The organism is Niabella aquatica, from assembly GCF_054779315.1.
In genome coordinates this window covers 62,849-86,176 of record NZ_BAAGYM010000021.1, presented here as the reverse complement: position 1 = coordinate 86,176, position 23,328 = coordinate 62,849, and the positions used below count along the sequence as shown (strand labels likewise).

At 39.6% G+C, this 23,328-nt stretch carries 20 protein-coding genes; 15 read left to right on the top strand and 5 right to left on the bottom strand.

Annotation, left to right across the window (positions count from 1 at the left end; genetic code table 11):
* The 8 genes from ACYVBM_RS16645 to ACYVBM_RS16610 form a co-directional block, all read left to right on the top strand.
* The coding region (locus ACYVBM_RS16645; protein ID WP_460686820.1) for a hypothetical protein at nt 1–215 on the top strand (215 nt) is incomplete at its 5' end.
* Between the two features lie 270 nt (nt 216–485).
* On the top strand, nt 486–713 hold the full coding sequence (locus ACYVBM_RS16640; RefSeq protein ID WP_460686819.1) for a type II toxin-antitoxin system HicA family toxin: 228 nt from the start codon (nt 486–488) through the stop codon (nt 711–713).
* Nucleotides 714–767: 54 nt separating this feature from the next.
* Nucleotides 768–1,154 carry a hypothetical protein gene (locus tag ACYVBM_RS16635; RefSeq protein ID WP_460686818.1) on the top strand — a complete coding sequence of 129 codons (387 nt, stop codon included), beginning with the start codon at nt 768–770 and terminating at the stop codon, nt 1,152–1,154.
* A 126-nt stretch (nt 1,155–1,280) separates the two neighbouring features.
* Nucleotides 1,281–1,511 carry a helix-turn-helix domain-containing protein gene (locus tag ACYVBM_RS16630; protein ID WP_460686822.1) on the top strand — a complete coding sequence of 77 codons (231 nt, stop codon included), beginning with the start codon at nt 1,281–1,283 and terminating at the stop codon, nt 1,509–1,511.
* Nucleotides 1,512–1,567: 56 nt separating this feature from the next.
* Complete coding sequence (locus ACYVBM_RS16625; RefSeq protein WP_460686817.1) at nt 1,568–1,816, top strand: hypothetical protein; 249 nt, start codon at nt 1,568–1,570, stop codon at nt 1,814–1,816.
* Nucleotides 1,813–2,058, top strand: a complete 246-nt coding sequence (locus ACYVBM_RS16620) for a hypothetical protein (protein ID WP_460686816.1) — start codon at nt 1,813–1,815, stop codon at nt 2,056–2,058. Before ACYVBM_RS16625 ends, ACYVBM_RS16620 begins: the two co-directional genes overlap by 4 nt.
* Nucleotides 2,059–2,069: 11 nt before the next feature.
* Nucleotides 2,070–2,255: a hypothetical protein gene (locus ACYVBM_RS16615; RefSeq protein ID WP_460686815.1), complete on the top strand. Its 186-nt coding sequence runs from the start codon at nt 2,070–2,072 to the stop codon at nt 2,253–2,255.
* Nucleotides 2,256–2,764: 509 nt separating this feature from the next.
* Nucleotides 2,765–2,944: a hypothetical protein gene (locus tag ACYVBM_RS16610; protein ID WP_460686814.1), complete on the top strand. Its 180-nt coding sequence runs from the start codon at nt 2,765–2,767 to the stop codon at nt 2,942–2,944.
* A gap of 88 nt (nt 2,945–3,032) precedes the next feature.
* On the opposite strand, the gene ACYVBM_RS16605 is transcribed toward ACYVBM_RS16610, so the two are convergent.
* Nucleotides 3,033–3,218: a hypothetical protein gene (locus tag ACYVBM_RS16605; protein ID WP_460686813.1), complete on the bottom strand. Its 186-nt coding sequence runs from the start codon at nt 3,216–3,218 to the stop codon at nt 3,033–3,035.
* 38 nt (nt 3,219–3,256) lie between these two features.
* Complete coding sequence (locus tag ACYVBM_RS16600; protein ID WP_460686812.1) at nt 3,257–3,421, bottom strand: hypothetical protein; 165 nt, start codon at nt 3,419–3,421, stop codon at nt 3,257–3,259.
* 144 nt (nt 3,422–3,565) lie between these two features.
* Here ACYVBM_RS16600 and ACYVBM_RS16595 point away from each other — a divergent pair, with 144 nt between their 5' ends.
* From ACYVBM_RS16595 to ACYVBM_RS16565, 7 genes are all read left to right on the top strand, one after another.
* Nucleotides 3,566–4,831 carry an SGNH/GDSL hydrolase family protein gene (locus ACYVBM_RS16595; RefSeq protein ID WP_460686811.1) on the top strand — a complete coding sequence of 422 codons (1,266 nt, stop codon included), beginning with the start codon at nt 3,566–3,568 and terminating at the stop codon, nt 4,829–4,831.
* Between the two features lie 24 nt (nt 4,832–4,855).
* Complete coding sequence (locus tag ACYVBM_RS16590) at nt 4,856–7,441, top strand: alpha-mannosidase (RefSeq protein WP_460686810.1); 2,586 nt, start codon at nt 4,856–4,858, stop codon at nt 7,439–7,441.
* A 374-nt stretch (nt 7,442–7,815) separates the two neighbouring features.
* The gene (locus tag ACYVBM_RS16585) at nt 7,816–8,766 is read left to right on the top strand and encodes a hypothetical protein (RefSeq protein ID WP_460686809.1); all 951 of its coding nucleotides are present in this window, start codon (nt 7,816–7,818) and stop codon (nt 8,764–8,766) included.
* Between the two features lie 1,114 nt (nt 8,767–9,880).
* Nucleotides 9,881–11,176: an alpha/beta fold hydrolase gene (locus tag ACYVBM_RS16580; RefSeq protein ID WP_460686808.1), complete on the top strand. Its 1,296-nt coding sequence runs from the start codon at nt 9,881–9,883 to the stop codon at nt 11,174–11,176.
* A gap of 64 nt (nt 11,177–11,240) precedes the next feature.
* Complete coding sequence (locus tag ACYVBM_RS16575; RefSeq protein WP_460686807.1) at nt 11,241–14,420, top strand: SusC/RagA family TonB-linked outer membrane protein; 3,180 nt, start codon at nt 11,241–11,243, stop codon at nt 14,418–14,420.
* A 20-nt stretch (nt 14,421–14,440) separates the two neighbouring features.
* A complete protein-coding gene (locus ACYVBM_RS16570; protein ID WP_460686806.1) occupies nt 14,441–16,198 on the top strand; it encodes a RagB/SusD family nutrient uptake outer membrane protein in 1,758 nt (585 codons plus the stop codon).
* 172 nt (nt 16,199–16,370) lie between these two features.
* Nucleotides 16,371–19,115 (top strand): alpha-L-rhamnosidase, encoded by a 2,745-nt coding sequence (locus tag ACYVBM_RS16565; RefSeq protein ID WP_460686805.1) that lies wholly within the window; start codon nt 16,371–16,373, stop codon nt 19,113–19,115.
* Nucleotides 19,116–20,298: 1,183 nt separating this feature from the next.
* Here the strand turns inward: ACYVBM_RS16565 and ACYVBM_RS16560 are convergent.
* From ACYVBM_RS16560 to ACYVBM_RS16550, 3 genes are all read right to left on the bottom strand, one after another.
* Complete coding sequence (locus ACYVBM_RS16560; protein WP_460686804.1) at nt 20,299–21,483, bottom strand: MFS transporter; 1,185 nt, start codon at nt 21,481–21,483, stop codon at nt 20,299–20,301.
* A gap of 185 nt (nt 21,484–21,668) precedes the next feature.
* On the bottom strand, nt 21,669–22,244 hold the full coding sequence (locus ACYVBM_RS16555; RefSeq protein ID WP_460686803.1) for an SIS domain-containing protein: 576 nt from the start codon (nt 22,242–22,244) through the stop codon (nt 21,669–21,671).
* A 1-nt stretch (nt 22,245) separates the two neighbouring features.
* Nucleotides 22,246–23,223 carry an ROK family protein gene (locus tag ACYVBM_RS16550; protein ID WP_460686802.1) on the bottom strand — a complete coding sequence of 326 codons (978 nt, stop codon included), beginning with the start codon at nt 23,221–23,223 and terminating at the stop codon, nt 22,246–22,248.
* Nucleotides 23,224–23,328: the final 105 nt, after the last annotated feature.

Here is a 23,328-nt window from a genome sequence, read left to right as displayed (position 1 = left end):
TACTGTTACGCTGCCACAGGTTGCTTTATCTCTTCAAAGTTGAAGCTTTTTCTACTTGTCATTTTAAAGAACTTGATTCGCAATTATTTGTGCCTGTTTATGACGAATTCGAAGAAATAACGGGGTTAGAACATCAAACAATTAAGGATTACAAGTATGTATCAGAAAATGTATCGTCGTTACGTCACGACGATCTAAGTTTCTCATCACCGTGAAGTAGCACCACTAGAATATTTTACTTTTTGTGGGCTCGGATGGAATCGAACCTCCGGAACCGGTGTTATGTGGCTTTTTACAAAACTTGGTTCCCCCGGCCAGAGCCGCCCAAAAAAAATAGCCACATCAAAAAATGTGGCTACGTGAAAACTCGGCTTAACATCCTGCTCATGCGTCCGGCTTTGCATTCCCGTCTCCGGTGGACTTGGCAGAACCGCGTCCCGTACAAAGGTAGGAAGTATAAAAATATTTTGAAGTAAGTAACAAATATGTTACCTTCGCATTGTCAAGCAAATAGTTCTTTAAAAATGAAGTCGAATGAATTGCTTAGGTTACTAAAGAGGCATGGTTGCTACTTAGTAAGGCAGGGAAAAGGAAGTCATCAGGTTTGGTTTAGCCCAATTACAAACGCCGAATTTGTGGTTCCTGACCACGGCGCCAGCGAAGTTGGTACCGGACTTGCAAACAAGATTCTAAAGGCAGCAGGGGTGAAATAATCCCTTGCTTTTTTTAAAACTAATTATTGTAGTAAATAATTACAACACTTAGACATGAAAAAGATAGTATTTATAGTAGAGAAAACAAAAACCGGATATTCCGCTTATGCTAAGGATGATAAATACCCTATAGCAACAACCGGCAGAACGATGGATGAGTTAAAGAAAAATATGAGCGACGCAACGAATACCTGGTTGGAGCATTTAGGCAAACCGGCTATTGATCCGGGTTCTATTGTGGTTAAAATTGACCTGCCTCAATTCTTCGACTATTATAAGGAAATCAATGCAAGTGCTTTGGCCCAAAGAATACCTATGGATAGGAGTTTGTTGGCTCAATATAAATCAGGATCAAAACAACCATCAGAAAGACAGACCGAAAAAATATTATCCGGTATAAAGGCGCTTGGACGCGAGTTGTCGGCCCTTGAATTTGCTTAGTAGTTCAATAGAACTATTTTGTTTGACACCCCCGGTCTTTGGCCGGGGTTTTTGTTTTACGGAAAACCGTAACTGCAGTTTGTCTACTTTTGCTTTCTTTGATACCAGCAAACTAATTGAAATGAAATATTTAATCACACACAACAGGCGGCAGAAATATTAGGTTGTTCACGCCCTCACCTGGTAAAGCTTTTAGAAAACGGTGCAATCAATTTTACTAAGGTAGGAAAACACAGGCGGATCAGGTTTGAAGATGTATTGCAATATCGTAAAGAAAGTAAGGCAGCACAAAAAAAGCATATTACAGACATAATGTCTTTTGACGAAGCAACCGGCCTGTATGATTCCATAGTGTAAGGTTTATTGCTGTATTAGATACAAATGTTATCTATCCAATAGAAATCCGAGATCTTTTGTTTTGGTTCGCTTATTATGATCTTTATACGCCCAAATGGAGCGAACACGTTTGTGATGAATGGAAGGATATAATGATTCGTAAAGGTGTTGATCCGGAAGAAGCTGCCAAGCGCGTGAATAAAGCAAACCAGGCTTTTCCTGACGCGCTTGTAACAAAATACAACGGCTTAATAGATGGACTAAAATTACCTGACCCAAAAGACTGCCATGTCCTGGCGCATCAATTAAATGCAACGCAAATGTGATCGTAACAAATAATTTAAAAGACTTTCCGCAGGATTATTTACAGTCTTTTGGTATTGACGTAAAATCCGCAGATGATTTTCTTACTGATATTATCGACCTGAACCATAAAACAGCAGTTAAAGCATACAGGGAATTAGCATTAAACAGGAAAAACCCGCCTTTAGATGAATACGAAATTTTAGACAGATTGAGAAAAGCAAATCTTACAGACACAGCGAATTATCTTCATGCTTTACTGTAAAACTATTTAACATGGAAAAGACAATCAGCAAAAGCGATTTTATAAAGGCAGAGGCAGAAATGGAGCAGCTTTTGGCAAAAGCTACCAATAAAGGAGGCTTTGACATGCTTACGGCTAAAGAAAGCCGGCTGCTGGAAGAATATACAGAGATAGTAAAGCAATATGAAGCTCAAAACATTACTATCCCTATGCCCTGATACTATTTCCGGGTTGCTGCAGTTAAAAATGTATGATACCAGCTAAAACAAAAAGACCTCGCAAAGCTGCCGGAAACATCCAATACACAGCTTTCAGAAATAATGCACGATAAAAGAAAACCTACGCTTAATTTCTTAAAATCGGTTAATCAGAAATTAGGTATAGACGGGAATCTTTTATTACAGATGGTTTAGGTTAAAAAATTGCACCTTTCGCAAACTTTGTTCCGCTATTGTTCCATATTACCCATAAAAATATTATAAAAATATAATTATCAATCAATTATGTAACGTAGTATTATTCCTGTTCTGGGCACAAAACCACCTTTTTCAGGTGGTTTTTTATGCCTGTAAATGTATGCCTGGTGCGGCTTATAGTGTATCTGCTGGATTTTGATATCAAAGCGTAAGCAAGATTCCTGTTAACGGAAATATTATGGCTTTCAAGATGGGTCCCCCGTTTGTAGCTACAGTCCCTGTGTATTTTAGCTAAAACTCAATATAATTGTATGAAAAAATCTATCTTTTTTGGAAGTATTAGCTCATTCATTTGTGCCTTTTACGGCACAACAACTAATGCCCAAACAGTTGGGGCTTCGGACGCGGATAATCCGGCTGTCTTGCTTAAATGCCTGCTGGATGTGTTGAGGTTTAATAAACGGGAGCAAATGGTATGGTACCGTATGTGATAGCTTTGATCAGCAATAAGCTAATTAACAGATAATGACCAGGAAAGAAGAATCTGCTCCGGGCTATTATTAATTATTAATATCGTTTTCAGGCTTCGTCTTTTGTATTTTTAACTAAGCCTATACCAGAGAAAAAAAAGATTAATCCAATAACACCTATAACAATAAGTGATGTGTAACTGGTACTTTTATTAATTAACTCATATCCGGTATATATTAACCCAATGATACCTAAAATGGTAAGTACCGTTCCAAAAACGCGTTTCACGTTCATAACCTTGGTTTTTTACTCTATCTAAGCAATATTTATGCCTACTGCTCAGAATGCCAAAAATAAATAATAATCACGTCGCGTATAGCATCGGGCACACCATAGGTAACCTGTATCTTCCGAAACAAATCAGCGGATTTTTTCTTCTTTCCTGTATAATAAAAATGCTTTAAACGCTGGGTGCAAAAGCTTTTCAGTGTTTGCATTTTACTTTTTTGCTACTATATATATTCTGTAGCAGGACAAATCAGGTCAACAGTTTAGGAATAGAAGTTTAGATTTACTTCCTGATAAATGATTGGTCATAACGAAATTGCCTATGTTGGATGATTGCCATTAAAAAATATTATATGATTTCATTGGGTAGGATTTGGATACTCTTGTATATGCTTTGCAGTTCTTTTAGCAAAGTAATAGCAGCCGATACTTATGCAAGTGTAAGTATGGTTTCGGCAAAGAATAATTTTGACGTGCGCGGAAATAAGCAGGAGCAATTAACAGCAACCCGTGCCGTATTGTATGAGCAGGAATTGAGGGGTAATCAAAATGTTCCGGAATTGCTCTTAAATGATGCGGGCAGTATCGATATTGATGGCCTTAAGATAACAAAGCCCGGGCCTTTAGTCAGGCTGAATAAATTTTATGCTTTAGCCGAACGGGTTGTTCAATATAAGGTTATATTATCGAACGATGCTGTTGCTGTTTTTCGCAGCAGTGAAAATGATTTTGTTGCCGAAGTAAATATGCCGGATAAAAAAATATCTGTTATTACGCATCCGGAACAAAATACAACGGTGAATTTTTTGGAGCAGGGAAAGGAATATTGGATAGAAATATATCATATTTATCAGGAAGCAAGAGTACGTATTTCTGATGTTAAATCTGGTGAATTTGCTGAAATCTCAGTTATTAACGACGGGCAGGGCGGCGTGGGAAAGGGTTCGCTGCAAGAGGGATTTAAAGTGGGAATGCAATGGGACTTTTATTGTTTTGGCTTAAAGCAAGGCCGCTCGATGGTGGTTGAAAAAGTCAGCGTTTTTTCTTTAAAGAACAATGTAAAACTGCTGATGTACGGCGACTCAATAACACAACCGGAAGCGTATTTCCCAACACGCAATTTTTCTTTGGCATGGACTCAAAAAATAATAAAAGCATTAAAAGGTAATGCAATGTCCAGTGGGCGGGGTGGCGCTCAAATTGATATGGTTTTGAATTATATCAAAAACGAATTGCCATATATAAAGACCAGGTATGTAATGGTAACTATCGGCACTAATGGCGGAAACACGGAAGCAAAACTAAAAGAACTGATTACCTATATTAGAAGCCATAATGCCATCCCTATTTTAAATAATATTCCTTGTAACGAAAGTGCAACTCAGATACCCGAAAATAATTTAATAGAAAATGTTCGCAGAGATATGAGGATTAATGGTTGCAAATTTGATTTGCCTACTTCTTTACATTATGATGGTAAGCAAGTGGATAAAGCAACCATGTACTGGGAAGATTATAGCGAAAGCTTTTGCAAACAGGTGTATCACCATCCGAATGATAGCGGCAGCGAAAAAATGTTTGATCAAACTAAAATTGATTTACCTGAATTATATAATTAATAATTTAATAAACATAATAGACTCATGGGAAGCGATAATCCAATATCAAGAAGAAAATTTGTTAAATCTACGTTACTCACTACTACATCTTTGGTTATTAGCCCTGTTATCAGCTCTTCCCAGGAAAGAGTTTCTCAGTGGCCACCACATGCTGGAGGGGTAAGTTTCAAAATGATAGGCCACGGCCATATCGATCCGGTTTGGCTTTGGCGATGGCCGGAAGGAATGGCTGTGGTACTAAGCACTTTCAGGTCTGCGCTTGATCGGATGAAAGAATCTCCGGGTATGGTTTTTACCTGTAGTTCCGCACTTTTTTATCAATGGGTTGCCGATAATGACCCTGCTATGTTAAAAGAAGTAATTGAACGGATAAAGGAAGGCAGATGGGACGTAGTTGGAGGATGGTGGATAGAACCGGATATGAACATGCCTCATGGCGAATCGATGGCGCGACAGGGATTGTATGGCCAATTGACTCTTCAAAAACTATTAGGTGTTCGGGCAAAAGTAGCGTTTAATCCTGATGCTTTTGGCCATGCAGCAACTATTCCGCAGATCGTAAAGTTGCAGGGCATGGAGAAATATGTTTTTATGCGTCCCATGTCTTGGGAAAAGCAACTTCCTGCGGATCTGTTTTGGTGGAAGGGCGCTGACGAAACTCAAGTTATTGCTTATCGCATTCAAGATGATTATGCTACGAATCCTCCGGTATCTGTAAGAGCCCGGTTACATTCGTGCCTCGGCTTATCGGAGAAGCAGCCTATGAAATCATTTATGTCCTTTTACGGTGTAGGAGATCATGGTGGTGGCCCTACCAAAGAAAATATCCGGTTAATTGAAGAAATTAAAAGGGAAAAAGGAGCGCCGCAGCTGGCTTATGCTACGGTGGACAGTTACTTTGAAGGTGTTCTTAAGGATAAAAATCTCACACTTCCAACTATCAAGGATGATTTGCAGCATCACGCAGTAGGTTGTTACACCACCGAAAGCGCCATTAAAAAAGGGAACAGGGTTTCAGAAGCTGCACTTATAATTGCAGAAAAAATTGCTGCAACAGGTTCGCTTTTTTGGGGAGCTCATTACCCCAAGGAGCAGATAACTGAAGCATGGAAGAAAGTTTTGTTTTTACAGTTTCACGATAGTTTACCGGGAACATCGCTGGTTTCACATTCGCAGGATGCTGCCAATGGCTATGGATATGCAAAAAGCGTTGCCGACCAGGCTACCTATGAAGCACTGCAAAAGCTGGAGTGGCAGATAGCAGCATCCGATCCCGAATCGAAGTATCTGATCGTTTTTAATCCACATGCCTGGCCGGTAAAATCTTTCGCAGTATATGGGGTGGGTTTCAGGCAAATAGCGGATAATGTCCGTGTTACAGATGATGAAGGAAACTTGTTATGCAGTCAGTATATACTGGGAGAAGCGCAAACGCTTGACACAAGAGGAATTGTATTTCAAATAGATTTACCCGCTATGGGATACCGGCAGATCCGTATTAAAGAAGGTCAGACTCATTTGCCAAAAGTTAGTGTTAAAGCAGCAGGTAACATAATCGAAAATGAATATTACACGCTATCGGTGTCAAATGCGGGCAAAATAGGCATTTTTGACAAAAGGATCAATAAAGACATTTTTACAGGGGGTGCAACGGGATGCGCCGCTGTTGTTATTGATGATCCAAGCGACACCTGGAGCCATGGCACGCAGGCTTATACCAACGTGATTGGGGCTTTTGGAAATGCAGACATCCATATTCTGGATGCGGGGCCGTTGAAAGCTACAATCAGAGTAATATCTACTTATGGTAAATCTACGCTAACAATAGATTGGGTGTTGTATGCAAATAGTGATGAAATTGAAGCTAACGTATCACTCGACTGGCATGAACAATTTAAGATGTTGAAGTTTTCTTTTCCGAATGACCTTAGTGAGGTTGTTTCGACTTACGAAGTTCCATATGGATTTATTACAAGGGCGACAGACGGTAAGGAAAACCCCGGTCAGCGGTGGGTAGATATAAGTGGCACTAGTAAAGGAGAGACTTACGGGCTAACAATTATTAACGATGGGAAGTATGGTTATAGTATAGATGGGTCTGACCTACGCGTTTCTATTGCCCGTTCGGCTGTTTATGCTCATCACGATCCCAAAAAAATTGAGCCTGAAAAGGGATATGTATTTATGGATCAGGGTATACAAAATTTCAGAATGCTTTTGATTCCTCATATGGGGAAATGGCAAAAGGCAGGTATCCCAAGACGGGCGGAAGAGTTTATGACCAGGCCTATCTGTATGTATCAGGGTATACATCCGGGAACGTTACCTAAATCTGCCTCTTTTATTAATGTCGACGCGCCAAACGTTATTGCCTCTTCTGTTAAGAAAAGCGAAAGTGGCGATGATATTATCATAAGGCTGGTTGAAACTCTTGGTGTGAAAAGTAGTGCAGCTGTTAAAATATCAAACCATAGCTGGACGGGATTTTTTAGGCCGTTAGAAATAAAATCCCTTAGGTACAATTGGCGAAAGGGAACATTTGCTCAGGTGAATATTCTGGAAGAAAAGAGCTCGGTTGATGCAGCTATTGTGGCGACCGATCACGGTTAGCAAAGATAAATATCCGAACACAAGCCAATACTTTATTACATGGGGCCTGGCTTTTGCTTCATGAAAAAGAAACGTGCTAATCGGGGCGCTGTACATGACCTGATTTAAGGACCCGTAAAATAGTTTACCTGTTTATACAGTTTTTCACTGAAAGTATTTATTCCACTTAATTTCTCATTTATTGTATCACTACAGCATGACCGCATTTCATATATTAAAAAAGCATGGTGCATAACTCAAAGGTTGCTACAAAATACTATAATTGATATGATCTAAGGGGTGAGCCGTTTATATTCTTTTGGTTGGCTGTTCCAGTAAAATTTAAAGCTTCTGCAACGATTTATTTAAACCGTTTAAAATAAGAAAGAAATATCATGAAAAAAATGATTAGAGAAATATGTATAACACTTTCGGCAATTTTACTAATAATTGTAATGGTGAGGTGTGACACTAAAAAAATAGAAAAATATGACATTGAATTAATCCCCAATTTTAATAAAGGATTTAGATTGACAGGGTATGATTCGCGTGATAAAAAAAATCATGACATTGGTCGTTTACAATATGGTGAAATGGCGGATAAAACAGATTGGCGTATTGGACAATGGGGATGTACAAAAAACTTAATCAACAGTGTACATACTAAAGAAGGTAATACGGATATTTATTTTGATGGTAGCAAAACACTTAAAATTGACAATAAAACAGGTGGATTTGTTTTAGATGTTGACGGTTCAAAAGATTATACAAAAGACAGAGAAGTTGGAGAACCCTGGATTCATTTTATTTTAGAAGTGATGCCTTTCCCGGTAAAAGTTAAAATTGCTGATATTAATTTTTTAGACTATTATCTTGAATTCACATTAACGAAAGAAAAGAACAATAATATAAATTTTAACCCGGAGCTGCATACGGCGTTATTCATTTGGTATATTACATTAAATGATATAGACCCCCAATCTCCAACCTATGGAGAATACTTTTGGTTTGGACTGCCAATTTACGATTACAGACATGATTATTCGCCATTTTTTGCTCAACAAGATAGTGGCAAAGAAGACAGGACAGATAAATTTGTTATTAACCCAAGAGGCCAGGACTTCTTAAATAGTGTTGTTCGCCTAAACGTGCCTCAATATATGCGACATGATGTATTTGGAATGTTAAAGGATGCGTATAAGTTGGCTGTTTCCAGAGGCTTCATGAAGAATACGACTTTTGAAAAACTAAGTATTGCCAACATGTATATTGGCTGGGAGTTGCCTGGTAATTTTGATGTGGCTATGAAAGTTGATAAAATGTCAATTAAAGCTGGAGTTCGGTAGCAATTTCCGTTTCTTTTTTACGGATCGAATAGTTCTTACTGTTCTTCCATGGAGTGCCCGGCATAGCTGCCCGATTCATAACTCCAAAGAAAATTCGGGCTCATATTAATTTTAGGCAGGTTCCGGTATATGTGTTCTTTATGCGGGTCAAGACAGGACAGGAAGTTAATTATAACTATCTAAATTTACATTATAACGATTCAATCTTTTTCAATGTCACAAAAATATTTTATTACTCAATCAAAAAAGCCGGTCCTGATTTCTATTGCCGTTATCTTCATTATCTTTTGATTGACGGCTGGTGCTGAATGCAGGAAGACAAACGAATATCCTGAACTTTTTTGTGCTTCCGTTGCTCATTAATAATGCGATAAGGAAAATGAATGGGAAAGTATCTGTTATCACTTTTAAAAAGCTTATATGCCTATCCAAAACAACTTCTAATAGATGGGGGGCATTTCAGAGGTACTGACATGTTGCACGGATCATTTGGCGAAATAGGAATGATTGCTTGTTTTATTTTACGAGGATAGCTGGTTTATTTAATTGTTTATTAAGAATGTGCTTATTACATCTTCCGGAAGTATTTATTTTACGGTTACGGTTTTAAACATTTGCTATCATTAAAATAATTTATTGAACAGCATTATTAATCAGGAGGAATTTAAGCAGTGATGAAAAGCCTGTCTGCAACACCAGAATATGCAGGTTAATACAGGATAGGTTTTCGCATTCGTTTTGGTAATTTGCTGTATTAAATAAACACATGATTGCTGCTGCTGAAACTTGTCAAATAGCTTGTGTGATGCAAATAAAAGTAATAAATAATTGATGGTTATTGACAGGTGTATTTAATAGCAGGTATAAGAAACTACAAAAAAAATAATTCCGGCAAAACAGTATTACTGAATGGTAATCTAACGCTTAATAAAGTAAGGACGATTGATTCGATATGATCATGTAAATAAAATGGTATTCAATCGCATGTCTTATATGATGTCAGGCATGGTTGACGGTTCCATAACAGCGGACTTGATTGCTTTTGTAAAAAAGAGTGGTGCACATTAACAAGCGTATTTACTGAAAAATTAACTGGCGTATAAAAAATTGCAAAATGCTTTTTAAAATATATAATTTAATGCAGTTGGGATTATTATTAACTATATCATCAGGGGCACAGAATCTGACCCGAGCCCAGGCGCATCTTGTAGATGGCAATGCCAATGGCTGTATATATAAGATTACCCAAACCAATACTGGATATAGGTTTGATTCAGCTACGTACACGATTTTTATACCAGATAGCGTAAAAGAGCTGAGTGGTGTTTTTATACATCAGCATGGATGTGTAATGGAGGGCAGGGGTGAGGCGACTGCATATGATTTGCAATACCAGGCTTTTGCAAAAAAGTGGAAATTGGCAGTTATTGCCCCGGATATTTATTCATCAAAAAATAATTGTCATGATTGGAAGGATCCCGAATATGGCTCTGCAGACGCTTTATTAAAAACGTTGAAAGAGATTGGCGGCTTATCAGGACATCCTGAACTTGCAAATGTTCCCTGGTTAATATGGGGCCATTCCGGAGGCGGTTATTGGGCATTGTCTATGCTCAGGCAATTCCCGCAACGAATATTGGCTTTGTTTGGATATTCACCTGCTTTTGCGCCTGGCAACTATCCATCTGAAGCACTTAAAGTGCCTGTTATGATGCGCCATGCCGGCCCTGTAGGAGATGCCTGCTGCTGGTATACTTCCATTAATGAGTTCGGGAAATTACGATCTGCAGGGGGCTACGTAAGTATTGCTTATACGGCCGGACAGACCCATAATTATAGTTATGTCAGATATATGGCTATTCCCTTTTTTGAAGCAGCAATGAAGCAACGCTTTCCGGAGAAATCAGGATCTGGTTTTAGTAAAATGAAAGGGATTGATACTTCGAAAGCATGGTTGGGAGATACGGCTACTTACAATATTTATCCGGCTGCTAAGTATCCGGGTAATAAATATGCGGCCTCCTGGTTACCTGATTCTGCAGTTGCTATTAGATGGAGAGAGTATGTTATTAACGGTACTGTTAAGGATAAATCGCCCCCTGCTGCGCCGTATGATGTAAGTGTAGGAAAAAGATACAATATGTCTGTATTGGTGGAGTGGAAAGCGGATGCAGATATTGAGTCTGGAATAAGCCATTTTAATATTTATAAAGATGATAAGTTGGTAACACGTTTCCCTGCTGCGGGGAGTTATCAAACCTTTGATACAAATGGTGACGATGCTTATCCACTAGAAACACTTCCCTTACAGGCAGAAATTTCCTGGCCTCCTAATGATCCTGGTATAATATATATATCTACTGTAAATCATTTTGGGCTGGAATCCGCAAAGACAATGCTGCAACGGTAAAACAGTATAATATTAAACGCATTAACTGAATAGTTTTTATTTATAAAGAATCAAACTGGTATTTATGAGGATAATAATGAGTAATCGGCTTAAAGTAGTCCTGTTACGGTTTTTAAGTTTTGTGCTAATGTTTTTTATAGTGATAGAGATCTTAGCACACCCGCATTCATCAAATTCAAGGGTTGGTATAGAGCATGTGAGTTATGATAATTTATCCTACAGGGATAGTTTAATAATAACGGGTCTGGTAGTGGATAGTGCAAATAACCCTATAGTAGGAGCCTCAGTGGTGGTAGAAAGATCACTGGTTGGGACGAAAACGGATTTTGCGGGTAATTTTTCTTTAAATGCACAAAAAGGAGATGTTCTAATGTTTAGTGCAGCTGGTTTTATAGGCAAGCGGGTTGTTATTGAAGATCAATTGGTGCTAAATATTACTTTAACGGCTAAAACTTCGAATCTGGATGAAGTGATTGTAGTAGCTTATGGTACTCAAAAAAAGATTTCTGTTACGGGTGCCATTGCTTCTATTCAAACAAAAGAAATTAAACAAAGCCCTGCTGCTAACCTTGCTGTTACGTTGGCCGGCAGGCTTCCGGGCCTTACAGTTTTACAAAGGAGCGGTGAACCCGGACGCGATATGACGAGTTTAATGTTAAGAGGTGTGGGAACATTAAATAGTGTCTCTCCAATTATATTAGTGGATGGAGTGGAGCGTGAGCTTACGTATATTGATCCAAATGAAGTTGAGAACGTATCGATCCTTAAGGATGCTTCTTCCACTGCTTTATTTGGTGTAAGAGGTGCTAATGGAGTGATATTGATTACGACTAAACGGGGCAAAAGTGGAAAACCGACCATAGGCCTCACCTATGAATATGGTTTGCAGGGATTCACCCGGACTCCATCAATTGTTAGTTCTTATGATTGGGCCAGGCTAAAGAATGAAGCATGGAAAAATGAGAATCCAAATGTAAACCCGAACGACCCGGTTAATCAGCCTCCTTATTCTGATTATGCTTTAGAACGATTTAAAAATCAGGATTATCCGGAAGCATATCCTAATAACAACTGGCAGAAAATGTTATTTAATGATTATGTGCCTCAACAACGATACAATTTAAATTTAAGCGGTGGCGGAGATTTTGTGCAATACTTTGTCAATGTAGGATTATTGAATCAGGGCGGACAATGGAAGGTAGATCCGAGTGTAAAGCAATATGATCCGGCGAGCTATTTAAAACGCTATAATTTCCGGTCGAATATAGATGCCCGTTTGAACACCTCTGGTACACTGCGTACATTCTTAAATGCAGCGGGATATTTTGAAAAAGTAAATTCTCCTAATGCAGAGAGCAGTGAGATATTCAGAAGGACATACAATTTTTTCCCGGTTGTTATGCCCGGCCCTCTTGCTCCAAATGGCCAGGTATTAATCGGTACAGGGGAATATAATTTGTCTCCCTGGGCGCTAATAAACCGATCTGGCTACAGGCAGGAAACCAGAAATAATATTACAGCGTCATGGGGCCTTAAACAGGACCTGGATTTTTTTACCAAGGGACTGTCTGCTAAATTTATGGCATCTTTTGATACCAGAACCATCTATCGTTTAAATGCGTCAAAGACGTACCAGTTATGGATTCAGACTATTGACCCTAATACACCTAATCAGGCCGGAAAAGATAGTGTGACTTATCAACGATTGTCTCCAGAGATTGATAATAAACCATTAAGTATCAGTTCTAGTTCTACCTTTCAGTCGTTCTTTAACTTCCAGTTAAGTTTAGATTATCATAGGGTATTTAAAAACAGGCATAATGTAACGGCTATGCTTCTTGCCCAACAGGAAGCCCGCATCATGCCAAATGACAGAATACCCTATAATCTTCGCGGAATTGCATTCAGAGCGTCCTATGGGTATGACAACAAATATTTTGCAGAGTTCAATGCAGGATATAACGGGTCGGAGCAATTTGCCAAAGGACACCGGTATGGATTTTTCCCAACATTTTCTGGTGGCTGGGTTATCTCGAATGAAGACTTTTTGCGTAATAACACAATAATCTCTTTACTAAAATTGCGTGCTTCATATGGTATTGTCGGAAGCGACCGTTTGGGAGACCGCCGTTTTCTTTATTTAGATGATATACAGCGAGAAACTGGTGGAGGATATAGCCAGTCTCTGGGAGTAGGCGGGAAAATTGTAGAAAACTATCTTGGTAATCCTGGTATTCAATGGGAAATTGCCAAAAAGACCAATATAGGATTTGAACTTGGCCTATTGAATGATCTGAGTTTAATCGTCGATATTTTTAAGGAAAAACGGGATAATATTCTTATTAACCGTAAAACTATTCCAATTATTAATGGTATTGCCGGAAGCCGGCTGCCCCCTATAAATCTTGGAATAGTTCATAATTGGGGTTATGAAACAGAGCTTAATTATAATAAGCGCTTTAACAAAGACTGGTCTTTGATTGCTAAGATTAATTTCAATTTTGCAAGGAATAAAGTGCTTTATGCTGATGAAGTTCCTTTGCCTGCTGATTATGTATACAGGTACCGCCAGACAGGATCTAGAGTGGGCCAGGTATTTGGCTATAAATTAAAGCCCGGATATTATACTTCGTATAAGGAAATTTCTGACGAAGGATTAAATTATGTGGGGTATACCGTGCGGCCGGGCGATTTTAAGTATGTGGACTCGAATGGAGATGGTATTATTAACGAAAAAGATATGGTACCTATCGGTTATTCAGGTGTTGTGCCGGAGTATACTTTTGGTAGTGCTTTTAGCATTAATTATAAAAATCTGGATTTTTCTTTTTTGCTGCAAGGTGTCAGGAATATATCTGCACCGCTTTCCATGTCGGGAGTAAGTGGAATATCCGATTTCAGAGAGGTACATAAAAATGCCTGGACTGAGGATAGAGCAGCCACCGGACAGGAAATATTGTTTCCCAGACTCAGCTTAGGTGGATCATCCAGTATAAGGGATTTTAATGATTTCTTTATTGAAAACAGAAGCTTTATCCGTTTGAAGAATGCAGAGATTGGATTTCGTCTGCCAAAAACCTGGTTTGACAGAATTAAAGCTCAGGAGGTACGGATATATTTAAATGGAATGAATTTGTTTACCTGGGATAAAATGAGGACTAAAGATTTTGATCCCGAAGTTACTAATTCGTTGAGCTATCCTGTATATAGATTATATAATGCAGGCGTTAATATTACTTTTTAAATAACTCATTTCAAGATATTATGAAAAAGATAATTTCTATTCTGGCAGTATGCTGTTTCCCCATCTTATTTAGTTGTAACAAAGATCCTCTGGATCTGATACCGGATGGGCGGCTGACTTTGGATGAAGTATTCCAAGATGAATCTATGGCAGCAGAATATCTTAATACGATATATGACAATATTAATCCATATGGAACCGCGTATGATTTCTGGACTATGCTCGCGGGCTTTTCAGATGAAGCACATGATAATTCTTTTCCGGAAGCGATGGGCTCGGGGCCGGGCCGTTGGTATAATGGAGAGCTGAGGCCTGATTGGAACCCGCTTGATATACCGGGCATTGTAGGGAGTAATGACCCCTCTCAAAATGGTAATTATTATAAAAAATATTGGGCGGCGGTTCGGCAAACTAATATTTTCCTGGAGGGTATTCAGAAAACTGTATTTTCAGATCCTGCATTAAAGGCCCGTTTAATTGCAGAGGCAAAAACACTTCGTGCATTTTTCTATCTGGAACTCATAAAAATGTTTGGAGGGATGCCTGTTGTAGACAAGCCTTTCGGTGATGACTATAAATTTGCTGATTTGCCAAGGCAGTCTTTTAATGAATGCGCAGCGTTTATTAAGAAAAATTGTGATGAAGCTATTGCTGAAGAGAAGTTCCCATATAGAATAACAAACGAGCCGGATAGAGGGCGTTTTACGAAAGCTATTGCGCATGCCATTCGGTCACAGGCATTGTTATTTGCAGCAAGTCCTTTATGGAATACGGACGGCGATGCGAACTTTTGGATCGAATCAGCGAAAGCTTCAAAAGCATCTTTAAATGACCTGCTCGCCAATAACTATAAACTTTTTCCAGATTATGAGTCATATTTTTTTGGACGTACCGACCTTAGCGTAAATCCAAGCGACAAAGAAACTATTTTTGAAATAAAGCCATACAGAGCACATGAATTTAGTTATTTAATGTATAGAATGCATGCGGTCCCCTCGGTGGGTGGTGATAAAGCAGGCGCCAGCCCGTCACAGGAACTGGTGGATAGCTATGATATGAAAAACGGGGAACAGCCCATTTTAGGATATTCAGACGAAGATCATTTGAATCCTGTTATAAATCCTGCTGCGGGGTATGATGATAACGACCCTTATAAAAACAGAGATCCGAGGTTTTATGCTACTGTTTGGTATAATAATGCCTATTATGGTATAGTAAACGGTCAGGCTCATTATGTGCAATCTTACATAGGTGGGGCTGATGGTATTTCCAGTATTCAGCAACGCACGCATAATGGTTATTATCTCAGGAAATTTAGAAATCCGCAGCAAAGGGATCCTAATGCGGGAACAGCCCGCTTTAAGAAATACAGGCTTGCCGAAATCTACCTGAATTATGCAGAGGCGGCAAATGAAGCTTACGGGCCTATAGGCGACGTGTATCAGGCTGTAAATGTTATAAGGGAACGCGCCGGAATGCCCCCTTTCCCAGCAGGGCTTAGCAAAGATCAAATGAGAGAACGTATTAAAAAAGAACGGCAGGTTGAGCTGGCATTTGAAGAATTCAGGTTTTGGGATGTTAGGCGCTGGAAAATCCTGGATAAGACCGATAAATTGACGACCGGTATGTTGTGGACTAAAACGGGAAATAATTTTACGGTGAAGCGCGTGGTTGTGGGGCGCCGAAAGTCATGGACAAATAATCATTTGATATTTCCTATACCAACGTCGGAGTTGTCTATGATGCCATTGTGGCAACAAAATCCCGGATGGAATTAAAATATAATATAGTTTTAGTACGTCACTACTTTGGCGTTTAAACTATTGGAATTTCCATTATTATTTCTCCAGTTATTTAGTGATTGAGAGGATCATAAAATTCAGCCTTGCAATGGCAACAGGATGCAGTTCAGAAAAATTAAGCTTGAAAATTAAATAAGTAACGACAGTAATGAATAAGAAAAAGTATTTTATAACATTAGCGAAGCATTTTTTTACAGGTTCAGTTTTTTTATTACTTGGAGCAGTAGTATATGCGCAGCCCTTATTGGTTAATGAGCTGACCTGTGAGTATACTACTAATCCTGTGGGTATAAATTGCTTAAAGCCGCGGTTAAGCTGGAAGCTTAAAACAAATCAAAAAGGTATTTTGCAAACGGCTTACAGGATAAGGGTTGCCAGCTCAATTTCCGGATTGGCAAAAGGCGAGGGGATTGAATGGGATACTAAAAATGTAATCTCCGGCCAGTCAGCTTATGTTGCTTACAATGGAAAAGAGCTAAAATCCAAACAAAGATATTTTTGGCAGGTTAAAGTTTGGGATAACAGAGGCAACGAATCGCCATGGAGTGATATTAAATTTTGGGAAACAGGATTGTTGAAGCAGGAAGACTGGAAAGCTGAATGGATTACTACGGGCGGGAAAGACACTCTTGATGGACCATCTCCTATTTTCCGCAAGGCGTTTCAACTGCCTTTGGGTGTAAAAAAGGCCCGGCTTTATATAACCGCGCACGGCTTATATCAAGCACAGATAAATGGGAAAAATGTGAGTGAGGATTATTTTACTCCAGGCTGGACCAGTTACCATAAGCGCTTGCTTTATCAAACATATGATGTTAGTTCCTTATTAAAAAAGGGGGGCAATACTTTTTTAGTTACATTGGGTGATGGATGGTTTCGTGGTCATTTTTATGGTGGCAACAAGGAGGTTTATGGGAAAGACCTGGCGTTATTAGCGCAAATGGAAATGGAATTGATGGATGGCAGCGTTATTGAAATTTTATCAGACGGTACCTGGAAGTATGGTTTCGGACCTGTTCGCAGTTCTTCATTTTATAATGGGGAAGTATTTGATGCCCGTTTAAATGTTGATAAATGGATTGAGCCGGGGTTTGATGATAACGTGCTGAACGCTGTTACCGTTGAGAATTATGCAAAGGATCATTTGACGGCAACTATTGCGCCTTTTGTCAGGAAACATGAAGTATTTCACCCTATTAGGATTTTTAAAACTCCTGCTGGTGAAACTGTTGCTGATTTCGGGCAGAATTTTGCCGGGTTTGTGCAAATTAAAGCGAAAGGTAATAGCGGTGATCAGATCAGGTTGAAACATGCTGAAATTCTTGATAAAGAGGGTAATTTTTATACTGCCAATCTGAGATCTGCAAAGCAGGAAATTTGCTATATACTTAAAGGGGGCCAACAGGAGGTATATGAACCCCATTTTACTTATCAGGGTTTTAGATATATTAAAATAGAACTGGAGGGCCTATCTATGAAGGATGTGGAATTAAAAGCGTTTGCGCTTTATTCCGACCTGAAAACAACCGGGAAATTTTATACTTCGGATGAGGAATTAAATAAGCTGCAACACAATATTGTCTGGGGGCAAAAGAGTAACTTCCTCGAAATACCGATCGACTGCCCTCAAAGGGATGAAAGGCTTGGTTGGACAGGAGACACACATGCGTTTTTGCCTGCGGGGGCATTTAATATGAATATTGCCGGCTTTATCGGTAAGTGGTTGAAAGATTTAAAAGCTGATCAGCGTGATGATGGGGCTGTACCTTTTATTGTTCCTATGTCGGTTAATTCGAGTGTTGATGTTAAAGGCTCCTGGTATGGAACATCCGGTTACAGCGATGCGGCTACAATCATCCCCTGGCAAATGTATAAAGCATATGGAGATACGATGTTTTTAAAGGATCAGTATGCATCTATGAAGTCATGGGTGGATTATGTTCAGCGTAATTGTAAGGGATACCTTTGGAATACGGGCTTCCATTATGGAGATCATACTGCTTTTGATCCTGCAGATAAGCTACTGGTAGCTCAATCGTTTATGATATATTCTATTGAAATTTTTGTAAACAGCGCCCGTATTTTGGGAAGAGAAAAAGACGTATCTGTATATAGCGCCTTGCTGGATAGTACCAAGGCTGCTTTTATACGTCATTATATCGGTAAAGATGGATTGCTTACCTCTCCCACTCAGGGCGCATACGTGCTGGCACTGAAGTTTAATTGTATTCCGGATTCACTAAAAGAGCGGGCAGTGCGCTTGTTGGTCGATGATATTAAAAAAAAGGGAGATCAGCTTACAACGGGATTTATGGCTACTCCTCATATAAATTTTGTTTTATCTGATAATGGATATGCGGATGTAGCATATGATTTGCTTTGGCAAAAATCTCCTCCCTCATGGCTATACCCTCTTGAAAAAGGGGCAACTACTATCTGGGAGCTGTGGGACGGTGTGAAGCCAAACGGTGATGTGCGGGATCCTTATATGAACTCTTTTAATCACTTTGCAAATGGAAGTATCGGCAATTGGATGTACCAGGTAATCGGGGGAATCCGGCTTTCAGAAGGGGATGCGGGATATAAGCATTTTGTTATAAATCCAGTTCCTCATAAAAGGCTCAAGTTCTGCAATACAACATTGGAGACAGCCTATGGCACAATCAAAGTATATTGGTCAACCAATCGGGACCGTATTTCGTTGAAAGTTACCATACCTCCAAATACTTCAGCTGAAATAGTTTTGCCGAGTGAACAGATCGCACGCGATGTGTTAAAGCAAATGGGTAATATAAAAGGAGTCAAAAGCAAAGCAATTGATAATGAAGGAGCTAATCTGAAGTTGGGATCGGGCGAATATCATTTTGATTTCGTGCATTCATTATCCAGGTAGTAATGCTAATAGTATCCGGATGGTAATTATCAAATTAAGCTTTCAGATTCGAATAACTGGATATATAAGTCAATGCAAAGGGCTCCTTTACCGGCAAATGGGCGCATTTAAAATTGGGCTGTATAAACTGTATTTTTTAAAATAGAAGACGATAATGACTGAAATTGAAGAAGGCAGCGTAGCAGCTGCCTCTTCACTATTACACATCGTTAACCCTATTTAATATGCCAATTTAGAATTTTCCATGACCTTTCCTTTTTTTAATCGCACAGCATGTTTGCATGTTCTGCATCGCCACCTGCTTTCTCGCTCTGCGCCCAGCTCTATACCCCTACACCAAAGAACTATTTTGGAGCGAAGACTCCGGTTGGAATATGCTATTTGGATGGTGCATTTCAAATTGTCGCTGTTGTCATGCCGACTGTAAGGAGGCCTCTTCTGAAAGGGAGACAGATTCCTCACTTTGCTGCCAATGACATGTTTGCGACATGATGATAATCAATCGTCATTCCGACGCCGGCGAAGAATCTCATAAATCACAGGAGACCTTTGGATTCCGCTGCGCTTCGCTCAAGGTAACGACCCTTTTTGTTATTGCTTCATGGATTGTTGTAATGATAGGAATATACGATGTCGCAACAATTTCGTTTTATTTTTTCATAAAAGTCGTAAAAAGTCAACGCTACCGTGATGTCAGAACATCCCCTCACAACATGAGACTTGGTACCCGAAACGAGGTGGGCTTATAAATAATAGATACTGTGAGATCTTTTTCGTTCATTTTGAACCTTCAAATTTATCAGGTCTGCAGAAGCTAAAGCCTGGCCCAGAAGAGTATAGTCTGGATGAACGTTTTACGGCCAGTCGATGTCGTTTCCTCAGGTAATATCACCTGGAAGGGCGCTCACAAATATTTGAGATATGTGCAACGTTCTGTGCATATTCGTGGAATCCCTGAGCAATATACGGGCCTCCTGTACATTAAGGAAACGGTATTGATTCAACCAAATCTGTTCCGCTGCTTTCTATTATTCAAATTTCAAAGCGCTCGCATTTTCAGGAAGACCCCGCCTTAAGACCGATAATGGGAGGCAGGTGGTAACAAACGCTTCCCATTATGAAAGGTCCTTTACAAAAAGTCTTTGAGCAAGTAATAGATTTCTTAAAATCGTATTTCTAATGTTCAGGCTGCTTTGTTAGTTGCTGTACCAATAGATTGTACTTTTTTAATAAGCCATACCATGTAAAACCATACTACAGCAAGCCCTGCGATACCCGCCTGTTGCGTTCCTCCTATATCTGTAATTATACCTAATAATGGTGGCAGAATAGCCCCTCCGCTTACCCCTACAATCAGCAATGCGGAAACTTCATTCTCTTTACCGGGTGAATATTTTAAGGCAAGTGAAAAAATAATGGAAAATAAATTAGCATAACCCAAACCAAAGAGAAATACGCCTGCAAACACAACCGGCAGGTTTGTACTAACCAACATTAAAAGTAATCCTGCCAGCGCAATAAACACGCTATATCTATAAAATTTACTTTCTGCAAATTTCATCATCATTAACCCACCTGCAAAAGCGCCAATGGTCCGCGCAAAAAAATACACACTGTTTCCTAAGCCCGCCTTACCCAACTCCAGTCCGCAATCCTGCATAAGGAACTTGGGGAATGTGATATTCATACCTACGTCTACGCCAACCAATACAAGTATTGCAATAAAAAAGGTTAAGATATATTTATCCGCTAACAGGGAATAAACACTTTTAAGGGTAATTGGCTCATTCACTGATTTATCTTCTTGAGGAATACGTGTTGCTAATAGCCATAAAGCGCCTAATAGGGAAAATCCGGCATAAACCGGGAAAAGCATCCGCCATCCAAAGACACTGCTGGCAAGCCATGCGGCTAATACGGGACCGCTTAGTGAACTAATCGCTTTTACAAATTGTCCAAAAGTTAGCGAGCCTGCTAGTCTCTCTTTGGCAACCACATTTGTTACCAGGGGATTTAATGCTACCTGCAACATGGTATTGCCAATACCTATCAATCCAAAACATATCAATATTGAAGTAAAATCATAATTTAAAAAGGGCACAATTAGGGCCAGGCCATGTATTACAAAACTTATTATGACTGTATTCTTACGCCCCAACTTATTTAACATGATCCCGGTGGGAATAGAGAGTATAAGGAACCAGAAAAAGCATGAAAGGGAAATAAGGTTGGCTACCGTATCGCTCATGCCGGCGAAATCATTCTTGATATAGCTGGTGGCAATACCTATAACGTCAATAAACCCCATAATAAAGAAGCCGAACATTACCGGAAGTATTTTTAATCCTGCTGATTTTTGCTTTGTCATGATAGTATGTTTTATGGTTGGAGATTTACCAGTACTGGTTTGGATTTTAGATATACGAATCTTTACGTATTCTAATGATTAGGGTTCATCAGATATAATTAATGAACGATTTTGCAGCAAATATTTTCATCGGAGTAATATAGGCTCAGTTTTATCCGGATACATGAATTGATTTCGAGAACTACTTACTGATGCCCGAGTTTTACTTCTATGGATTGAATGAGCAGGTGAATGATTTTAATATGGATTTCCTGAACACGATCCGAAAAATCTGATTGAGGACTGGCGAGTACGATATCGGCTGATGCTGATAGTTGATTGTTTCCTGTAGCCGTAAGGGCAATTACATGCATGCCTTTACTCTTCGCCGCCTTAGCGGCTCTTACTACGTTGGGCGATTTGCCACTTGTACTGATAGCCAGTAATACGTCTCCCTGTTGTCCGAAGCCCTCAACATACCGGGAAAAAATTTCATCAAAGGAATAATCATTACCTACACAGGTAATATAGGCGGGGTCATTAATAGCTAACGCGGGATAGGACCTCCTGTTTTTCCGATAACGTCCTGTTAATTCCTCGGCGAAGTGCGCTGCATCGCATAAGGATCCTCCATTGCCGCAACTGATAACTTTGTTGCCTGCCTGCAGCGCATTGGTAATTACCGATGCTGCATTATCTATATAGAGGGCGTCCCCGGATTGTATAAACAGATTGAGCGTTTTCCGGGCTTCGTCCAAACCCTGGTATATTAATTCTTTCATATTAGTTGTTTTTGGTTAAGATATCTACTGCTACGGATAGCGCTGAATAAGACCCTATTTGCTCGCCTAATTCTGAAGGTAGTACCCGGCATACCTTACGTGCATTGGGTAAGGTTTCCTGCTCAATAATTTTTTGTACTTCTGCCTCCATCAGACTGCGGCACCTGGTATATATACCTCCGATAACAATGGTTTCAGGGTTCAGCATATCTATGATAATTGATAACCCTTGCCCGAGCTTTCGCGAGGATATTTCAAATATTTTCAGCGCAAGTTCATCTCCTTTCTGTGCTTGTTCTGCTATTTTCTGCGCAGTAAGTTGGTTAAGTTCAGCAGAATTGCACCAGTTAACGGCAATGCCCATCTGATGTTTTGCTGTTATAAGCATATGGGCAATTTGAGCTATGCCTCCTCCACTGCAAAATCCCTCAAAAGAGCCTGCCTTACCATAACCTACAGGGCCAAACTCGGAAAGGCGGATGCGGCCTAATTCTCCTGCATTGTCATTTGTGCCGGAGTATAATTTTCCGTTAAGAATAAGACCCGCTCCCAGACCCGTACCAAAAGTCATAAATACCATATTTTGTGCTCCGCGGCCTGCGCCAAATTTCCACTCCGCCAGCGCACAGGCATTAGCATCATTCTGCAGGCCGGTTCTGATCTCAAAATGTTTGCGGATTTTATCTACAATCGGTACTCCATCCCACCCAGGCAGGTTAGGAGGCGACATAATCAAGCCTGTTTGACTATCTAAAGGCCCGCCACAGCTAATTCCTATGGCGGCAATTTCATCTCTTGTCAGTTTATGCTTTATAAGCATTTGTTCAACAGATGTAATGATATTGGCGATAGTTTCATCCACAGTTGTCGTCGGAAATTTATCTTCATCCAGGAGATGCAGGATATCTCTATCTGTATGCCCGTATGTTATGGCGCATTTTGTTCCACCGATATCTATTCCGATAAGTCTTTCTTTCATAATTAAATTGTTTGGATTGTACTTTTTTCAGGCTGAGCCTTTATTAAACCTGAATACATTATATCAATGACAACCGCACTGATTCATTGAAGTGAATTATTTATT

Excerpts from the sequence above, each read along its gene's own strand:
- ACYVBM_RS16640 (WP_460686819.1), top strand. The coding sequence starts at position 486 with ATGTTACCTTCGCATTGTCAAGCAAATAGTTCTTTAAAAATGAAGTCG.
- ACYVBM_RS16585 (WP_460686809.1), top strand. The coding sequence starts at position 7,816 with ATGAAAAAAATGATTAGAGAAATATGTATAACACTTTCGGCAATTTTA.
- ACYVBM_RS16605 (WP_460686813.1), bottom strand. The coding sequence starts at position 3,218 with ATGAACGTGAAACGCGTTTTTGGAACGGTACTTACCATTTTAGGTATC.
- ACYVBM_RS16560 (WP_460686804.1), bottom strand. The coding sequence starts at position 21,483 with ATGACAAAGCAAAAATCAGCAGGATTAAAAATACTTCCGGTAATGTTC.
- ACYVBM_RS16580 (WP_460686808.1), top strand. The coding sequence starts at position 9,881 with ATGCTTTTTAAAATATATAATTTAATGCAGTTGGGATTATTATTAACT.
- ACYVBM_RS16590 (WP_460686810.1), top strand. The coding sequence starts at position 4,856 with ATGGGAAGCGATAATCCAATATCAAGAAGAAAATTTGTTAAATCTACG.
- ACYVBM_RS16595 (WP_460686811.1), top strand. The coding sequence starts at position 3,566 with ATGATTTCATTGGGTAGGATTTGGATACTCTTGTATATGCTTTGCAGT.
- ACYVBM_RS16610 (WP_460686814.1), top strand. The coding sequence starts at position 2,765 with ATGAAAAAATCTATCTTTTTTGGAAGTATTAGCTCATTCATTTGTGCC.
- ACYVBM_RS16635 (WP_460686818.1), top strand. The coding sequence starts at position 768 with ATGAAAAAGATAGTATTTATAGTAGAGAAAACAAAAACCGGATATTCC.
- ACYVBM_RS16600 (WP_460686812.1), bottom strand. The coding sequence starts at position 3,421 with ATGCAAACACTGAAAAGCTTTTGCACCCAGCGTTTAAAGCATTTTTAT.
- ACYVBM_RS16550 (WP_460686802.1), bottom strand. The coding sequence starts at position 23,223 with ATGAAAGAAAGACTTATCGGAATAGATATCGGTGGAACAAAATGCGCC.
- ACYVBM_RS16615 (WP_460686815.1), top strand. The coding sequence starts at position 2,070 with ATGGAAAAGACAATCAGCAAAAGCGATTTTATAAAGGCAGAGGCAGAA.
- ACYVBM_RS16565 (WP_460686805.1), top strand. The coding sequence starts at position 16,371 with ATGAATAAGAAAAAGTATTTTATAACATTAGCGAAGCATTTTTTTACA.
- ACYVBM_RS16575 (WP_460686807.1), top strand. The coding sequence starts at position 11,241 with ATGAGGATAATAATGAGTAATCGGCTTAAAGTAGTCCTGTTACGGTTT.
- ACYVBM_RS16555 (WP_460686803.1), bottom strand. The coding sequence starts at position 22,244 with ATGAAAGAATTAATATACCAGGGTTTGGACGAAGCCCGGAAAACGCTC.
- ACYVBM_RS16570 (WP_460686806.1), top strand. The coding sequence starts at position 14,441 with ATGAAAAAGATAATTTCTATTCTGGCAGTATGCTGTTTCCCCATCTTA.